A 16825-nucleotide genomic window follows, 5' to 3' on the forward strand; every position below is an offset into this window, starting at 1 on the left:
CACAAAAACCATGTTAGATTATCTTACATGGTTGTGGATGAAATAGAATTTATTGGTTATTATTGAAAAAATAAATGACGCACCACATAACTAAAACTCCGAGATAATCTCTAAAACTAATAAAAAGAGAGAAGATAAGCCAGGGTCTATTACATATAAAGCGCAAAGAACGGAGGCATGACATGGATGGAATTCATGAAATTTTAAATGCTCTTGATCGTTTATCTGCTGATGATGTGCTTGCAACTGTCATCCGTGTTGAAGGTTCGGCGTATCGTAAAGCGGGAGCCTCCATGGTGTTTAAGGATGATGGTGCCACAATTGGTTTGATTAGTGCCGGATGCCTTGAAACTGATTTATCCATCCGGGCAAAAGAGCTGAAAGGGAAAAAAACCAGCGAAACGATTGTTTACGATATGCGTGCCGAGGATGATCTGGCCTGGGGCCAGGGGGCTGGCTGCAATGGGAGGGTCAGCGTTTTGCTGGAACCAATAGACGTTTACCTTCACGATCATCTTTGTAAGTTAAAAAACTGCCTGGAAAGTGGAAACCGCGTAACCCAGATAAAGAAATTAAATAAGGAACATTCTGTTTCAGATTATTTATTTTTAAAAGGGGATCATGATTTTTTTGGAGTGTGGCATGGACCGATTCCTGCGATGGTTAAAGACCTCTTAAGGGGCTTTCATCGCAATTTTTCGAAAAACGGCATCGTGTCTGTTCCGGAGCTGTAAGCGGAAATGTACATACAGTCCTATGAGCCGAAGCCCCGTTTAATCATATTTGGGGCAGGTTTGGATGCGATGCCAATCGTTAAAATTGCTTCCCACACAGGCTTTTCGGTAACGGTTTCTGATTGGCGCCCTGCCTTATGCAACGACCATAACTTTCCTGAGGCCGATCAATTGATTGTAGGCTTTCCTCACGAGACGATTCCCATGCTTGACTTAACGAGCCGGGATTCAGTTCTCCTGCTTACTCACCATTTTCAAAGAGATAAAGAATTATTAGCATATTTGATGCGTAAAGAGCTGGCTTATTTAGGTGTCCTGGGGCCAAGGACCCGGACTCAAAGACTGCTTGAAGGCAAGGCAATTCCTTCTTTGATACACAGTCCAGTGGGTCTTGCCATTGGGGCAGAAGGACCAGCGGAAATTGCGGTCAGCATCGTTGCAGAGCTTATCAAAAATCAGAGGCGAAAGCATTTGGAAAAGGCTGTTTCCTCTTGAAAAGGATGTTCGCCTGTTCAATTCGCAGCAGCGTTGGATTGCCGAACCTTTAGAAAAGGCGGTTTCCTCAATTCTTGCTGTTTAAATGGCAGCAAGCACCAGCTAAGGTTGTTTACCCTTAACATCGTTAATACGTATTTGTTTCTATCTCCGCTTCGTACAGAAGAGGAAGCTGTTAAAGGAGGGATGCCATCGTGGTTGGAAAAGGTGCTATATCACAGAATGCCCCAAGCGTTTTTATGCCTTCTGAATTAGAGGAGGCATGGAATTTAAAACACCAGTTTGGTGCGGACGGCTGTTTTGTCGCCGGAGGGAGCCTCTTGCAGACAAATTGGCAAAAGGGGATGGAAGTGCCCTCGAGCTTAATTAGTTTGGGGTTCATAAAAGAGATGAAAGGATGGGGGAAAGACGTACTTTCGGGAGAAACTTATACTTGCATCGGAGCCTTAACCACATTAGCTCTATGCAGGAGCCATCCTGATATGAAAAAGTTCCCCGTCCTGGCTGAAGCCGCAAGAAACATCGCCGCTCCGGCAATCCGAAACCAGGCAACGCTTGGCGGAAATGTCATCAGTAGATTCGGTGATGCCATTCCAGCCCTATTAGTCCTGGATTGTCAGCTCCAATGGTTTATGGGAGACGATTATGTACTCATGCCCCTGATTGATTTTATACATGAAGGGCCTCCTGATGAACATGCCATCCTTATCGCCGTGTATATACCTGAACAGGTAGAAGGCAGCAACGAAAGCAGCTTTTATAGAAAAATTGGGCTTCGCGATGCCTTTTCCCCAAGCATCGTCACGATTTCAGGGAAATGCAGGCTGGGAATGAATAAGGATGTCGAAACCATCCGGCTCGCAGCCGGAGGGAGTATCAACCCGCCCCAGCGTCTTGTTGAATCTGAGAAATTACTAAAGGAATCCGGCATTTCCGCTGATTCCTTAAAGAAAGTCCTTCACACCATAAAAGAGGAATTTACCCCAATTGCCGACATCAGCTTCTCCTCTGATTATAAGAAAACAGTAGCTGCGAATCTGATTGTTTCCGAGTTAAGCAGAATAGCAGGGTAAGGGGGATTTATGACTGACCAGACAAACTCTCTAAAAAAAAGTAAGCGAATCCGCCGTGATGGCCCCGAAAAAGTAACCGGGACATTGAAATATCTCACCGATCTTTCCTTTCCCAACATGCTTTATGGAAAGATTTTGAGAAGCATGGAACCCCATGCCAAAATTGTATCCATCTCCACCGAAAAAGCCGAAATGCTTCCAGGGGTCAGGGCGGTTGTAACGTATCAAGACGTCCCCGGTTTGAACGGGTACGGACTTATTTTTCCAGACCAGCCTGTCCTTTGTTTTGATCGTGTACGCTGTGTTGGCGATGCGATTGCAGCAGTTGCTGCAGACACAGAAGAAATTGCAGAAGAGGCGCTGAAATTGATTGCAGTTGAGTATGAGCCCTTGCCAGTAATAGACAGCCCTGAAGCAGCACTGCGTTCCGATGCTCCGCTTCTTCATCCGGATGGTAATGTTTTGCACCGGGCCGCTTATAAAAAAGGAGATGTTGAGAACGGCTTCCAGGACTCTTCTATTGTAGTGGAGGAAACATATGAACTCCCGCGGCAAATGCACGCTTATATGGAAACGGAAGGAGGGGTGATCGTACCGGCACCGGATGGAACATTGACTGTTTATGTGGGTACTCAGCATGGTTTCAAGGATCGCTTTCAATTATCCAGAATTTTGAATATGTCGGAGAAAGATATTCGGATTATCTCAAGCCCGATGGGTGGCTCGTTTGGAGGAAAGGACGAGTTAAATATCCAGCCTTATGGGGCCCTGCTCGCCTTGGCCGCCAAATGCCCGGTTAAGATTCATCAAAGCAGGGAGGAATCGGTAAGAGCGGGATTAAAACGTCATCCGATGAAGATTACGATGAAGACGGGAGTCGACTCCGAGGGGAAGCTATTAGCCCATAAAGTAAAAATCATTGCAGATACAGGAGCCTATGCCACATTAGGCCCTGCTGTATTAGATTTTGCTGTGGAGCATGCGCCGGGGCCGTATATCATCCCCCATATTGAAATAGAGGGACAATCTGTTTTTACGAATAATGGCATAGCCGGAGAGTTTAGAGGCTTTGGCGGAAATCAGGTTACGTTTGCATTAGAGGGGCAAATCGACCGGCTTGCCGAAAGGCTGAAAATGGACCCGCTCGAATTCCGCCTGAAAAATGTACGGAAGGTGGATGACCCCGGACCGTTGGGACAGCAAATTGTCCCGACTAATGGGGCAGCCGAAGTCCTCCATACAATAAAAAAATCATTAGTAAAAGCGGCGAACAAAAAGAAGCAAGTTGATCCTTTTAAATTGGAGGGAATAGGTGTTGCCCTGACCATGCATGGCGGGGGACTTGGAAAGGGTCGCTTAGATCCTGGCGGTGGACGGCTTTCTTTTACAAAGGAAGGAACAATTGAAGTTGCGTTTGGCTTCGAAGAGTGCGGCCAGGGACTATTGTCCGTTATAGAAACACTGCTGATAAATGAATTTGGTTGCAGCGAGAAGGATATCAGAATAGTAGTCGGGGATACGGCGACAGTCCCGGTCAGCGGCTCCTCAACAGCTTCCAGGGCAACAAGTATGGTTTGGCACTCCCTGCAAAGGATGAAGGACTCCTTCCGTACACAGCTGATTCAGCTGGCAGCCGAGTTAACGGGAATGGATTCTGAAAAACTTAAACTGGGACCAGGCGGAGTGTGGCTTGAGGACAAGTATCATGAAAATGGGAGCCTTTGTATCCACTATCGTGAACTAGCTGAAAAGATGCCGAGTTCGGGGATAGCGGTCGACACCAAATTTGATTTTCCCGTCAGCCCAGATGCAGTCGTTCCCGGCAGCCATTTTTTATACTCTTTCGCAGCAGTTTTCGCTCAAGTGGAAGTGGACCTGCTGACAGGTAAGGTAAAGGTCACTCATCTGGCACAGGCTGTCTCGGCTGGCCCGGTGGTGAATGCGATGGGATATCAGGGACAGATTGAAGGAGGGGGCATCATGGCGCTGGGATATACATTGATGGAGGAAGCGCGGATGGAACAGGGTATGTACATGATCGATAATTTTGATACCTACCTGATTCCTACAATCTGTGATGTCCCGCCCATCATGCATACAGAAGCGATTGAAACACTGACGGAAGGAGATTCCTATGGCCCCAGGGGAGTCGGAGAAATCGGGACAGTTGGAGTAGCCCCGGCCATTTCACGTGCTGTTTATAATGCAACAGGATACTGGACGAACCAGCTGCCAATATCTCCAGAACGGCTGTTAAACCATGTTCAATTAGGAGAGGTGAAAGCATGGATTTGAGAAATAGTGTGGAAAGTGGAACAACACTGACACCGTCTCCTCTAATTACCTTACGCCTTGAAGTGAATGGCAAAAAGCATCAGGTCACGGTTTCTCCTACGGCCCGCCTGGTTGATATTTTACGTGATGGACTCGGGCTTACCGGAACAAAAATTTCCTGTGAAATTGGGCGCTGTGGTGCTTGTGCCGTTCAAATGGATGACAAGCTGGTACATTCTTGTTTAGTTATGGCCTATCAGGCACGGGATAAATCGATTTGTACAATCGAGGGGTTGGCTGAGGGATTAGGTGAAGAATTGGCTGAAGGATCAGCTAATGAAGGATTGCATTTTATCCAGGAAGCATTTTTACAAGAAGGCGGTTTTCAATGCGGGTACTGTACGCCAGGGATGACCATGGCCGTTAAGGCGCTGCTCGATGTCCATCCGGATCCTGCAACAGAGCAGATCCAAGAGGCTCTTTCCGGAAATTTATGCCGTTGTACCGGTTATGCCGGGATTATTCGTTCGATTAGAAGGGCCGTTAACCATATAAATGCTTCGGAAGATATGAGGAACGAAGCCTCCTTCATTCAGGACATTAACCGCATGGATCACTATGAGTTCGCCCATAAAATAGGCTGGGTTTATGAGCACTCACCCTGGATTGCGAAAAAAGCTTGGGAAAGCAGCCCGTTTTATGACCGGGAGGAGCTTATGCAGACCATGTCAGCAGTCGTTCAAAATGCAGACGCCTCACTAAAATTGTCTTTGCTGCGGGCGCATCCAGACCTCGGTACCAGGCTCAAAATTACTGACGCATCCCAAAAGGAACAAAAGGGAGCCGGTCTTGACCAGCTCTCAAATGACGAACTCACAAAATTTCAATCGCTAAATAAGCAATATGTAGATACATTTGATTTTCCTTTTATCATGGCTGTAAAAGGGCAAAACAAAACAACCATTCTGGAAGCTTTGCAGCTTCGACTAAATAATACGTATGAACAGGAATTTTCAACCGCTTTAAAGGAGGTTGACAAGATAGCGGGATTCCGATTAGACGGCCTATTTCAAGGAAGGGGTTAATCATGGTGGAAAGACTGATGTGTTACGGAAAAGCGGATGTATGGGTGTATCGAACGTATGCAAAGGCTCTTACGGAAGTGGCAGTCATTCCGGAATCATCGTTTACAGGCCGGAACAATATCCTGTTCGGAATGAATGTAAAAGTGGCTGTTGAGGGGGATCAGTTTCTTTCCTCCTTTACCGAAGGCGATAATTCGATGGTGGTTGCCACTGATTCGATGAAAAATTTCATATTAAAGCATGCAGGGGATTACGAGGGCGCTACCCAGGAGGGCTTCCTGGAATTTGTCGCACGGCGTTTTCTTGAAACGTATCCTCAAATGGCAGGAATCGATATTTCGGGGGAACAAATCCCTTTTGAAGAACTGCCGGTAGCTTCACACGACAAATTCGAGGCCAGTCCTTTAGTATTTCGCTATTCACTGAACGAACAGGCCTGTGCTTCGGTCCAGGTGAAACGAGTCGATGAGGGCATCCAAACCACAGACCATCTTAGCAGTTTAAAAGGATTGAAGCTTATAAAGGTGAAGGGGAGTTCCTTTTACGGATATGTACAGGATGAATATACGACATTGCCTGAGTCCTTTGACCGCCCATTGTTCATTTTTTTAACCATAGAATGGCGTTATAGCGATTTGGAAGACGCCAGGGGGAACAGGCCAAACGGATATGTAGCGGCAGAACAGGTCAGAGATATTGCCTACACCGTTTTTCATGAAGAAAATTCACCATCCATTCAAAATCTCGTGTATCGGACTGGACTTCGAATCCTGGAGCGTTTTCCACAATTGAAGGAAGTCCGGTTCGAATCCAATAACCGCACATGGGAAACCGTGTTGGATGAGATTCCTGCTTCGACGGAAGGAAAGGTATTTACCGAGCCGAGGCCGCCGTTTGGCTTCCAGCGATTTTCGATGACACGTGAAGATCTGGAAAGCGCCCAATGATCACTACGCACATACTTGATCTAAGTAAAGGGAAACCGGCAAAAGGTGTGTTGGTGGAATTGTGGCGGGAGACCTCCGAGAACCATTATGAATTTATGAATGATTCCCATACTAATGAGGATGGCAGAATCCCGTCACCGCTTGTGCAAGGAGAAGCCATGAAAAAAGGAATCTATGAACTTCGCTTTTATGTGGCAGAGTACTATCGGAGTGAGGGAGCATTATTGGAGGATAACGCCTTTCTTGATTGTGTTCCGGTCCGGTTTAGAATATCCGGACCAGGCTCGCATTATCATATTCCATTGCTGTTGTCACCAGGAGGATATAGTACCTATCGAGGAAGTTAGAGGGGAGTGGGGAATATGGTGAACGACTTTTATATTAAAAACGGCTATGTATTTACAGATGAAGGCTTTCAGCAGGCCGCGGTCCTTGTCCGCGATGGAAAAATCGATTCACTTCTTGTGAAAGAAGAGGAGCCTTTAAAAGAAGGATCATTGAATTCTATCGATGCGAGCGGATGTATTGTTGTCCCGGGCTTTATTGATTCCCATGTGCATTTTAATGACCCGGGAAGGGCGGATTGGGAAGGCTTTGAGACAGGAAGCCGGGCTGCAGCAATAGGAGGAACCACCACGGTTTTTGATATGCCGCTGAATAGCTGTCCCTCTGTTACCAGCCTGCAAGCATTACGACAGAAAAGCGAACATGTTTCCTCTCGTTCTTATGTTGATTACGCTCTTTGGGGTGGGTTAACGGGCAGCACGACTAGTTATCATACTGATTTCCTTGAAATGAGCAAGGATATCGTTGCCTGGAAGGCGTTTATGTGCAGCAGCGGCATTGATGACTTTGACTTTGTTTCTCCCGACCACTTAAAGACAGCCATGAAAAAGGCGACCGAGCAGCATAAAATACTTGCACTGCACGCGGAATGGGAGGAGGAGGTCGCTTCTCTTGGCATTTATTATAAACAGTCGAAAGGTTTGGATGAACGCTTGGCATATTTGCGAAGCAGGCCGGTATCGGCAGAAGTGAAGGCGGTTGCCTATGCATTGGATTTGGCTGCAAAATATGGAACTTCACTGCATTTTGTCCATATCAGTTCTCCGAAAGCAGTGGGAACGATCCATGAGGCGAAACGCAGTGGGGTCGATGTAACGGTTGAAACCTGTCCCCATTACTTAATATTTGATGAAGATGACTTTCTGGAAAATGGAGCAGTTTTCAAATGCGCCCCGCCTCTAAGGTCTCGAAAAGATGTGGAAGGGCTGTGGGAATGCATTGTAAATGGATGGATTGATACGATTGGTTCCGACCATTCTCCAAGCCTTTATTCCATGAAGACGACCGACTCCATCTGGGATGCATGGGGAGGAATCCAGGCAGTACAATTTACATGGCCGGCTCTGCTGGATCAGGCGCTTAAGCGCGGGATTTCCCTTACCAAGATTATTCCTTTGGGTACCTCCAATGTAGCCGGCCGTTTTAGCATCTCAGATTTTAAAGGAAGAATCTCTCCCGGAATGGATGCAGATTTGGTGCTCATTCGATTAGACGAATCGACCTCTGTGGATAAGGCAAGCATTGCTTTTAAAAATCCATTTTCGCCGTATGAAGGGCAGACCTTTCATGTACGGGTCAAAAAAACGATTTTACGGGGAACGGTGATTTATGACGACCAAACGGGGGTTATACAAGAGAGAACCGGGAGATGCATTAATCAAGGGAGAGAATGTTATGAACCCATATCCTCAACACTTGGAAGAAGCCATTGAGTGGCTTAGTAAATTTGGAAAAGAAAAAGATGACGGAGTAACGAGATTGGTTTTTTCCAGGGCATGGAATGAAGCGCAGCATGCCCTGAAGGATTGGATGGAAACCCTTGGTCTTCTTGTAAGCTTTGATTCAGTAGGCAACTTGTTTGGCAGGTTGCCTGCAAGAGAGGAAGATGCCCCGACGATTCTTGTTGGATCCCATGTAGACACGGTCCGCTCAGGAGGAAAATATGATGGGGCGTATGGAATTCTTGCCGCACTCCTTGCTGTTGCAGCTCTTAAAAAAGAGTATGGTGCCCCTAAGCTGAATCTTGAAGTAGTTTCTTTGTGCGAAGAGGAGGGCAGCCGCTTTCCGCTTGCCTGCCTGGGCTCCGGGTTGATGACGGGACTCTATGAATCCCGTGATCTCAAGGGTTTAACAGATTCAGAGGGAATGAAGCTTGAAGATGCCATGAAGATGTCTGGCTTTTCGCTGCCTGGTGGTGAATATACAGTCCGTACAGATATTGATGCATTTATTGAAATACATATTGAACAGGGGCCAGCTCTGGAGAAGCTCAGAAAGCAGATAGGCATCGTACAGGCGATTGTGGGACAAAAAAGGTATCAAGTAACCGTTACAGGTGAATACAATCATGCCGGGACCGCATCCATGCACTGGCGAAAGGATGCGTTAATGGGAGCGGCCGAGATGATTTGCGCTCTCTATGAGTCTATGGGAAATCGTGAGGATCAGCTTGTCGCAACCGTCGGCCAGCTTTTTGTGAAACCGAACATTCCTAATGTCATTCCTGGACGGGTTGTTTTTTCGGTGGATGCACGGCACCCATCAGAGGAAACCTTAGAGTCTTTTTGCAGGCAGTTTTCCCGCCAGTTCCTGGAAATATCTGCAGACAGGGGGTTAGGGACGGAAATTAAAATGTGCCATGAAGTTCATCCTGTCCAAATGAACCAGGCACTAATTGAAACTGTTCAGGATATTTGTGTGAAAAGGGAAATTTCATATCAGTTGATGAACAGCGGAGCTGGCCACGATTCACAATTGTTCGCCAAGGTTTACCCGACTGCCTTATTGTTTGTCCCAAGCCAGGGGGGGATTAGTCATTCCCCTTTAGAATACACGCCTGTTAAAGATTTAGAAACAGGTCTTGATGTACTGAAAGAATGTTTGCATCAATTAGCGTACTGAGTGCGCAGGGGAGGATGTTCATGATGCAGGATAAAGAGAAACTGCAGGCCTGGATTGAGGGTCATCAGCAGGAAATGATCGATTTTTTACAAAAGCTAGTCCAAACTCCATCAGATAACCCGGAAGGTGATTGTTACCCTATAGCCGTTTTACTGCAGAAACAGCTATCTGAAATGGGGTTTGACAGGGTGTCTCTACTAGAAGTGGATGCAGAGGAAGTGAAGCAGGCTGGAATGATTAGCCTCGCTAATGTTGTGAGCAGTACAGAATTTGGAACAAATGCCGGATTGAACATTGTATTGAATGCACATGGTGACGTCGTGCCTCCGGGGTTGGGGTGGAGTGTGGAGCCGTATGGAGGGGAGGTTTTGGATGGGAAAATGTATGGCAGGGGTGTAGCCGTTTCTAAATCAGATATTGCTGCCTATACCTTTGCCGTTCTTGCATTAAAACACGCAGGCATCAACCATCCTTTGAACGGAAAAATTGATCTCGCGTTTACATTTGACGAAGAGACAGGGGGAGAATTAGGACCCAAGAGACTGCTTGAAAGTGGAGTTATCACGCCTGACCTGGCAATAGTTGCCGGGTTTACCTATTCCGCAGTTAATGCCCATAATGGCTGTTTGCATTATGAGTTGTCGATCACAGGAAAATCAGCTCATGCGGCCCTGCCGGAGACAGGTGTGGATGCCATTGAAGCAGCCTCTTGTATTTTACGGGCCTTATATGGATACCGTAAAACACTATCCTTAAAAAAATCTTCCATAAAAGGAATTGACCATCCTTCGTTAGTGGTTGGACTTATTTCGGGAGGGATTAATACAAATGTCGTTCCTGACCAGTGTAAGATGAGGATCGACAGGAGACTAGTGCCAGAGGAAGACGCGGGTCAAGCAGAAGCTGAGTTTATAGAAATTGTCCAGGAATCCATAGCCCATATGGATGGTCTAAATGTCCAAATCACAAAAATTCTCCATGCTGAAAGCTTTGGGCCAGTCCCTGAAAACACGCCTTTAATACAGACGTTACAATCCAACTGGAATTCCATTATGAAGAGAAAGGGCGAATTATCGATTAACGGAGTCCCGCTCTATACAGATGCCCGCCATTTTTACAGCAAGGGAATCCCAACCGTCATGTTTGGGGCCGGTCCAAAAGCATTAGAGGAGGCAAACGGGCACAGGGCAGATGAAAACATTAGCCTGTCAGATCTTTTGGATGCTGTGAAAATCGTTGCCTGTACGCTATACGACTTGCTGGCAGAGTCGAACTCGATGCGAGTTGTTATTAATAATCATCGGTAATGACTCGCTTTCTTAGGACGGACCGCATAAAACCAGAATCGCACTCGCCGTGATAGGCATAAGACAGCATGCGAGGAGGTGATTCCCTCCACCTGCCAAGGTCAAAGAAGTAAGGGAATTCGAAATCGGAGTATTAGAAAGGAAGGGCCCTGATGAAGTTAACTTCACGCGAAATGGAAAAGCTCATGATTGTGGTCGCTGCTGACCTTGCGCGCCGGCGGCAGCAACGGGGGTTAAAACTCAATTACCCTGAGGCAATCTCTATCATTACATACGAGCTGCTTGAAGGGGCGAGGGATGGAAGAACGGTTGCTCAATTGATGCAATATGGCACAACGATTCTTAACAGAGAAGATGTCATGGAGGGAGTGCCTGAGATGATTCCGGATATTCAAGTAGAGGCAACTTTCCCAGATGGAACAAAGCTTGTGACCGTACACGAGCCGATTCGTTAGATGGAGGGGGAGTACCAATGATTCCGGGAGAGTACCTATTAAAGAAGGAGCCGATTTTGTGCAATCAAAACAAGCCCGCCATAACAGTAAAGGTTTTAAACCGCGGAGACCGGCCTATTCAAGTCGGTTCTCATTTTCACTTTTTCGAGGTGAATACAGCTCTGAATTTTGACCGGCAAACTGCCTTTGGCATGCATCTTAATATTCCTGCCGGAACGGCAGTGCGCTTTGAACCTGGCGATGAAAAGCAAGTAGTGCTTGTTCCTTTTTCAGGAGAAAAGAAGGTATATGGTTTAAATAACCTGACAAATGGGTCCGCGAATAAGGAGGAAAAGTAGATGAGCTTTCAGATGTCGCGAAAACAATATGCCGACATGTTTGGACCGACTGTCGGAGACGCCGTTCGATTGGCGGATACAGATCTGTTTGTTGAAATCGAAAAAGACTACACCCTATATGGAGATGAAGTGAAGTTTGGCGGCGGGAAAGTAATTCGGGATGGCATGGGTCAGCATCCTCTCGTGACAAGGGAGGAAAGTGTGGACCTAGTTTTTACAAATGCCATTGTGTTGGATTATACAGGAATTTATAAAGCAGATATTGGCATAAAGGATGGGATGATTGCAGCGATTGGCAAGGCGGGTAATCCGCTGTTGATGGACGGCGTTAATATCGTGATCGGAGCAGCCACTGAAGTCATTGCGGCAGAGGGAAAGGTTGTCACGGCAGGAGGCATCGATGCCCATATTCATTTCATTTGTCCACAGCAAATTGAGACGGCGCTTTCTTCCGGTGTGACAACGATGATAGGCGGGGGAACAGGTCCTGCTACCGGTACAAATGCCACCACTTGCACGCCTGGTCCATGGAATATTCACAGGATGCTGCAGGCAGCCGAAGGATTTCCGATGAATCTAGGATTCTTGGGCAAAGGGAATGCTTCCGATGAAGCGCCGCTGAAGGAACAAATCGAAGCAGGTGCCATTGGATTAAAGCTGCATGAGGATTGGGGGACGACTGCTTCTGCTATTGATACAAGTTTGAAGGTGGCTGACCATTATGATGTGCAAATTGCCATACATACTGACACCCTGAATGAGGGTGGATTTGTGGAAGATACACTGGCTGCCATCGACGGCCGTGTGATTCATACCTATCACACAGAGGGCGCAGGGGGAGGACATGCACCCGATATCATTAAGGCGGCAAGCTATCCGAATATATTGCCTTCATCCACAAATCCGACACGTCCTTATACTCTCAATACTTTAGAAGAGCATTTGGATATGTTGATGGTTTGCCATCACTTGGATCCGAGCGTTCCAGAAGATATTGCTTTTGCAGATTCGCGCATTCGGAAGGAAACGATTGCCGCTGAGGATATTCTCCATGATTTAGGAGTATTCAGTATGATTTCTTCCGATTCGCAAGCAATGGGACGTGTGGGGGAAGTGATTACGCGTACCTGGCAAACTGCCGATAAGATGAAAAAGCAAAGGGGTAAATTACAAAAAGATGTAGGTGCAGGAGATAATTTCCGTGTCAAACGCTATATTGCGAAGTATACGATTAACCCTGCACTTGTACATGGGATTGCCGAATATGTAGGCTCGATTGAGGAAGGCAAACTGGCAGATCTTGTTTTATGGGATCCCGCCTTTTTCGGTGTGAAGCCGGAGCTGATTCTAAAGGGCGGCATGATTGCACATAGTTTGATGGGTGATCCAAACGCAAGCATCCCGACACCGCAGCCTGTTGTTTACCGCCCAATGTTTGCTTCGTCCGGAAGGGCAAAATATAAAACATCTATTACCTTTGTATCAAAGGCCGCTTATAAAAACGGAATACAGGAGCAATTGGGTTTACAAAAGATAATTAAACCGGTGTCAGGAATTCGCCAATTGTCAAAAAAAGATATGGTTTTTAATGGCGAGACTCCAGAGATTGAAGTAGATCCGCAAACCTATGAAGTGAAGGTAGACGGCGAGTTGATTACCTGTGAGCCGGCGGAAGTTCTTCCGATGGCACAGCGTTATTTCTTATTTTGAGGTGATGAAAGATGATTATTGAACAAGTGGTTGGCAATGTTGCCTTGTTGGAAAAAAGAGCTCCCCATGTGGAGCGAGTATACCTGCAAAGTGACGATTTAGTGAAGCGGATTCAACGTGTTGTAACGGACCATGGCAATGAACTTGGCATCCGTCTGAGAGACAATCGGGACTTAATAGATGGCGACGTTCTATATATGGATGAACACAATATGATTGTGATTTCGGTAAAGCAGGATGACTTATTGGTTATTATGCCAACCACCATTCCACAGATGGGGGAGATCGCCCATCAGCTGGGGAACCGCCATTTACCGGCACAATTTGAACAAAGTGAAATGCTTGTTCAGTATGACTATTTAGTAGAAGAATTACTGCAGCAGCTGTCCATTCCTTATAAAAGGGAGAATCGGAAAGTTAAGCAGGCCTTCCGCCATATCGGGCATCGTCATGATTGATGGATTGTTTCCTCTTCTGCAATTATGCGATTCCAATTTTCCATCCGGGGCGTTTTCCCACTCGTTTGGACTGGAAACATATATTCAGGAGCAAGTCATTCATGATAAGGACAGCTTTTCAAAAGCCATTGCCGTCTATATTCGGAAACAGCTTGTTTATGTGGATGGCCTTGCTTGCAGGCTAGCTTATGAGGCATTGGAACAACAAGAGATATCTGAATTTTATGAACTTGATTGCATATTATTTGTATCGTGCCTTGCCGAGGAAACGAGATTGGGCAATCGCCGGATTGGTGAACGGATGGCCAGATTATGCACCGAGCTTTATCCATCGGGCACTCTTGCAAATTACGTGAACAGAATAAGGGAAAAACGGAGCTATGGACATCCTGCGCTCGTTTTTCCCATCATTGCGCACCATCTTAAAATAACCAAGGAAACTGCGATAGGCACGTATTTATATGCCAATGTTTCGTCCCTCATTCAAAATGCTGTACGCGGAATTCCGCTCGGCCAGACGGACGGCCAAAAGCTTTTGGTAGAGATTCAGCCTTTGTTAGAGGAAGCAGTGGAAACCATATTGCGAATGTCGAAGGAAGAATTGGGCGCTGTCAGTCCAGGTCTGGAAATCGCTCAAATGCGCCATGAACGGTTGCCTGTTCGCTTATTTATGTCTTAAAAAATCATGAAGAAGGAGTTGGGATAATGGAACCTGTACGTATCGGAGTGGGCGGGCCTGTTGGAGCAGGAAAAACGATGCTTGTGGAGAGGCTGACGAGAGCGCTGCATGAAGAACTCAGCATGGCGGTCGTGACGAATGATATTTATACAAAAGAAGATGCCTTGTTCCTAAGGAAAAATGGAGTGCTGCCGGAAGACCGCGTCATCGGAGTGGAGACGGGGGGATGCCCTCATACAGCCATCCGTGAAGATGCATCCATGAATTTTGCTGCCATTGAGGAACTGAAAGAAAGGCATCCAGGCCTTGATCTTATTTTTGTGGAAAGCGGCGGCGATAATTTGGCAGCAACATTCAGTCCGGAGCTGGTTGATTTTTCGATTTATATTATAGATGTGGCACAGGGAGAAAAAATTCCCCGAAAAGGCGGACAGGGGATGATTAAGTCGGACCTGTTTATCATCAATAAAATCGATCTTGCGCCATACGTCGGTGCAAGCCTCGAGGTCATGGAGCGGGACACGATTGCAGCCAGGGGGCAAAAATCGTATATTTTCACCAATTTAAAAGATGGAACAGGGCTTGGAGAGGTGGTTAATTGGATTAAACAGCAGGCGCTTCTCATTGGCTTGGAGTCATGAGCTATACAGGAGTATTAGAGCTTTCCGCTGCAAAAAAACAGCCGAAAACCATTATATCTGACTGTTATTACGAGGGGGCCCTGAAAATAACCCGTCCGGTATACCTTGAACAAAATCTGCCATCCATATATCTCATTCATGTTGGAGGCGGCTATGTGGATGGAGATACATATTTGACCAATTTTTGTGTGGAAGAAGGAGCTGAACTGGCAGTTACTACGCAATCGTCCACAAAGGTATATAAAACTCCGAAAAAGCCAGTGGTTCAGCACACGAACTTGAAATTGGGCAAAGCAAGCGTACTTGAATTTTTGCCGGACCCTCTCATTGCTTATGAAGGGGCACGGTTCATTCAAGATACCATCGTTCGTATGGATGAAGCAGCCTGTTTATTTTACAGCGATATGATCACACCGGGATGGGCAGAGGACGGGAGTCTATTCCGCTACGACTGGATTCGCTCCAGATTTAAAGTGTATAGGAACGAAACATTGGTTGTGTTTGATCATCTGCTGCTGGAACCGGATGAAGATCTAAGCGGCATCATGCAGATGGAAGGGTATACGCATGTCGGGTCGTTTTTTATTGTACATCCGAAAGTCGATAAAAAGTTTCTCGACTGTTTGTATGAAACGTTGGAAGAATCACAAGCAGAGGTTTGTTTCGGCATATCGGCCCTGCCAGGGGGTGGAGCGATCTTGCGAATGTTAGCCAGCACTACAAGGGATATGGAGAAAATGATTGCCCGGGCCCATGCCTTTGCCAGACGTGAGCTTTTAGAAAAAGATGTTGTAGTATGGCGTAAATATTAGAGGGCGGATGATAGCCAGGGCTACAAGGAATTGGAAAGAATGGTTGCCCGGCGCCCATGGGTTTGCCAGACGTGACTTTTATAAACAGATGATTTATTTGGAGTAGAAAATAACTTCGAGTATCATTCCTGGGCCAATAAAAAAGAGAGAGAAAGGGCGTGTCAGTGATCGAGGGTGCAGGATTATTATCGATTTTAGGCATAGGGTTTATTTTAGGGATCAAACATGCCATCGAGCCGGATCATGTGATAGCTGTGTCGACTGTTGCCGGCCAAAGTAAAAAATGGTGGAAATCGTCCTTAACAGGGGTATATTGGGGAATTGGGCACACAGCTACCTTGTTTTTAACCGGGCTGTGCATTCTGTTGCTGAAGGGAGAAATTCCTGAAGTGTGGGCAATGTCATTGGAATTTTTGGTGGGGATCATGCTTGTACATTTTGGGATTTCAGCAATCATTTCCTTAACAAAGAATCATGAAAATGTGCAGGGGAATCGGCATTCCCAAAACGGCAGCCCTGTTCCCTATGCCAGGCCAATGTTTATGGGCTTTATCCATGGTCTGGCAGGCAGTGCCGCGATGGCATTGCTGACCCTGAGCACGGTGAAAAGTGTCTGGGAGGGCGCTCTTTATATTTTAATTTTTGGAGCGGGGACGATTATCGGTATGCTCTGCTTCACCACGATTCTAGGAATCCCGTTTGTAGTAAGCTCAAACAACATCCGCATCAACAAAGCTTTGAGGAAAATCACGGGAGGTATCAGTGCTGTATTTGGAGTTTATTACATGTACCGTTTAGGGGTCACAGAAGGTTTATTTATCCTCTGGAATCAGATTCTATGAAAACAGTT

18 protein-coding genes are annotated in these 16825 nt (G+C 46.4%); all 18 read left to right on the top strand.

Annotation, left to right across the window (positions count from 1 at the left end):
* Window positions 1-182 precede the first annotated feature (182 nt).
* The 18 genes from V1500_RS03085 (at window position 183) to V1500_RS03170 (ending at window position 16817) form a co-directional block, all read left to right on the top strand.
* Complete coding sequence (locus V1500_RS03085; protein ID WP_409304145.1) at window positions 183-734, top strand: XdhC family protein; 552 nt, start codon at window positions 183-185, stop codon at window positions 732-734.
* Between the two features lie 6 nt (window positions 735-740).
* Window positions 741-1229 (top strand): XdhC family protein, encoded by a 489-nt coding sequence (locus V1500_RS03090; protein ID WP_409304146.1) that lies wholly within the window; start codon window positions 741-743, stop codon window positions 1227-1229.
* A 194-nt stretch (window positions 1230-1423) separates the two neighbouring features.
* On the top strand, window positions 1424-2302 hold the full coding sequence (locus V1500_RS03095) for an FAD binding domain-containing protein (RefSeq protein ID WP_409304147.1): 879 nt from the start codon (window positions 1424-1426) through the stop codon (window positions 2300-2302).
* Between the two features lie 9 nt (window positions 2303-2311).
* Window positions 2312-4597 carry a xanthine dehydrogenase subunit D gene (pucD, locus tag V1500_RS03100; protein WP_409304148.1) on the top strand — a complete coding sequence of 762 codons (2286 nt, stop codon included), beginning with the start codon at window positions 2312-2314 and terminating at the stop codon, window positions 4595-4597.
* Entirely contained in the window at window positions 4588-5661 is a 1074-nt protein-coding gene (gene uraD, locus V1500_RS03105) for a 2-oxo-4-hydroxy-4-carboxy-5-ureidoimidazoline decarboxylase (protein WP_409304149.1), read from the top strand. The genes pucD and uraD overlap by 10 nt, the downstream gene beginning before the upstream one ends.
* A gap of 2 nt (window positions 5662-5663) precedes the next feature.
* A complete protein-coding gene (gene pucL / locus V1500_RS03110; RefSeq protein WP_409304150.1) occupies window positions 5664-6608 on the top strand; it encodes a factor-independent urate hydroxylase in 945 nt (314 codons plus the stop codon).
* Entirely contained in the window at window positions 6605-6955 is a 351-nt protein-coding gene (gene uraH / locus V1500_RS03115; RefSeq protein WP_409304151.1) for a hydroxyisourate hydrolase, read from the top strand. The genes pucL and uraH overlap by 4 nt, the downstream gene beginning before the upstream one ends.
* 15 nt (window positions 6956-6970) lie before the next feature.
* Window positions 6971-8386 carry an allantoinase AllB gene (allB, locus tag V1500_RS03120; RefSeq protein WP_409304152.1) on the top strand — a complete coding sequence of 472 codons (1416 nt, stop codon included), beginning with the start codon at window positions 6971-6973 and terminating at the stop codon, window positions 8384-8386.
* Complete coding sequence (locus V1500_RS03125; RefSeq protein ID WP_409304153.1) at window positions 8349-9575, top strand: Zn-dependent hydrolase; 1227 nt, start codon at window positions 8349-8351, stop codon at window positions 9573-9575. Before allB ends, V1500_RS03125 begins: the two co-directional genes overlap by 38 nt.
* Before the next feature lie 20 nt (window positions 9576-9595).
* Entirely contained in the window at window positions 9596-10882 is a 1287-nt protein-coding gene (locus V1500_RS03130) for an ArgE/DapE family deacylase (RefSeq protein WP_409304154.1), read from the top strand.
* Window positions 10883-11034: 152 nt separating this feature from the next.
* Window positions 11035-11337, top strand: coding sequence for an urease subunit gamma (locus tag V1500_RS03135; RefSeq protein WP_409304155.1), 303 nt, complete (start codon window positions 11035-11037; stop codon window positions 11335-11337).
* A gap of 17 nt (window positions 11338-11354) precedes the next feature.
* On the top strand, window positions 11355-11675 hold the full coding sequence (locus tag V1500_RS03140) for an urease subunit beta (RefSeq protein WP_409304156.1): 321 nt from the start codon (window positions 11355-11357) through the stop codon (window positions 11673-11675).
* Window positions 11676-13385, top strand: a complete 1710-nt coding sequence (ureC, locus tag V1500_RS03145; RefSeq protein WP_409304157.1) for an urease subunit alpha — start codon at window positions 11676-11678, stop codon at window positions 13383-13385.
* Window positions 13386-13396: 11 nt separating this feature from the next.
* Window positions 13397-13843: an urease accessory protein UreE gene (gene ureE / locus V1500_RS03150; RefSeq protein ID WP_409304158.1), complete on the top strand. Its 447-nt coding sequence runs from the start codon at window positions 13397-13399 to the stop codon at window positions 13841-13843.
* A complete protein-coding gene (locus tag V1500_RS03155) occupies window positions 13836-14522 on the top strand; it encodes an urease accessory protein UreF (protein ID WP_409304159.1) in 687 nt (228 codons plus the stop codon). The genes ureE and V1500_RS03155 overlap by 8 nt, the downstream gene beginning before the upstream one ends.
* A gap of 26 nt (window positions 14523-14548) precedes the next feature.
* Window positions 14549-15163 carry an urease accessory protein UreG gene (gene ureG / locus V1500_RS03160; RefSeq protein ID WP_409304160.1) on the top strand — a complete coding sequence of 205 codons (615 nt, stop codon included), beginning with the start codon at window positions 14549-14551 and terminating at the stop codon, window positions 15161-15163.
* Complete coding sequence (locus V1500_RS03165; RefSeq protein ID WP_409304161.1) at window positions 15160-15975, top strand: urease accessory protein UreD; 816 nt, start codon at window positions 15160-15162, stop codon at window positions 15973-15975. The genes ureG and V1500_RS03165 overlap by 4 nt, the downstream gene beginning before the upstream one ends.
* Window positions 15976-16133: 158 nt before the next feature.
* On the top strand, window positions 16134-16817 hold the full coding sequence (locus V1500_RS03170) for a sulfite exporter TauE/SafE family protein (RefSeq protein WP_409304162.1): 684 nt from the start codon (window positions 16134-16136) through the stop codon (window positions 16815-16817).
* The last annotated feature ends 8 nt before the right edge of the window (window positions 16818-16825 follow it).

The sequence above is a fragment of the Peribacillus sedimenti genome (genome assembly GCF_046237635.1).
GTDB lineage: Bacteria > Bacillota > Bacilli > Bacillales > DSM-1321 > Peribacillus > Peribacillus sedimenti.

Bases quoted from the DNA above. Each gene is read 5' to 3' on its own strand.
- V1500_RS03140 (WP_409304156.1), top strand. From the start codon at position 11,355: ATGATTCCGGGAGAGTACCTATTAAAGAAGGAGCCGATTTTGTGCAAT.
- V1500_RS03165 (WP_409304161.1), top strand. From the start codon at position 15,160: ATGAGCTATACAGGAGTATTAGAGCTTTCCGCTGCAAAAAAACAGCCG.
- ureE (WP_409304158.1), top strand. From the start codon at position 13,397: ATGATTATTGAACAAGTGGTTGGCAATGTTGCCTTGTTGGAAAAAAGA.
- ureC (WP_409304157.1), top strand. From the start codon at position 11,676: ATGAGCTTTCAGATGTCGCGAAAACAATATGCCGACATGTTTGGACCG.
- ureG (WP_409304160.1), top strand. From the start codon at position 14,549: ATGGAACCTGTACGTATCGGAGTGGGCGGGCCTGTTGGAGCAGGAAAA.
- uraD (WP_409304149.1), top strand. From the start codon at position 4,588: ATGGATTTGAGAAATAGTGTGGAAAGTGGAACAACACTGACACCGTCT.
- pucL (WP_409304150.1), top strand. From the start codon at position 5,664: ATGGTGGAAAGACTGATGTGTTACGGAAAAGCGGATGTATGGGTGTAT.
- V1500_RS03125 (WP_409304153.1), top strand. From the start codon at position 8,349: ATGAACCCATATCCTCAACACTTGGAAGAAGCCATTGAGTGGCTTAGT.
- pucD (WP_409304148.1), top strand. From the start codon at position 2,312: ATGACTGACCAGACAAACTCTCTAAAAAAAAGTAAGCGAATCCGCCGT.
- V1500_RS03135 (WP_409304155.1), top strand. From the start codon at position 11,035: ATGAAGTTAACTTCACGCGAAATGGAAAAGCTCATGATTGTGGTCGCT.
- V1500_RS03130 (WP_409304154.1), top strand. From the start codon at position 9,596: ATGATGCAGGATAAAGAGAAACTGCAGGCCTGGATTGAGGGTCATCAG.
- V1500_RS03155 (WP_409304159.1), top strand. From the start codon at position 13,836: ATGATTGATGGATTGTTTCCTCTTCTGCAATTATGCGATTCCAATTTT.
- V1500_RS03090 (WP_409304146.1), top strand. From the start codon at position 741: ATGTACATACAGTCCTATGAGCCGAAGCCCCGTTTAATCATATTTGGG.
- allB (WP_409304152.1), top strand. From the start codon at position 6,971: ATGGTGAACGACTTTTATATTAAAAACGGCTATGTATTTACAGATGAA.
- uraH (WP_409304151.1), top strand. From the start codon at position 6,605: ATGATCACTACGCACATACTTGATCTAAGTAAAGGGAAACCGGCAAAA.
- V1500_RS03085 (WP_409304145.1), top strand. From the start codon at position 183: ATGGATGGAATTCATGAAATTTTAAATGCTCTTGATCGTTTATCTGCT.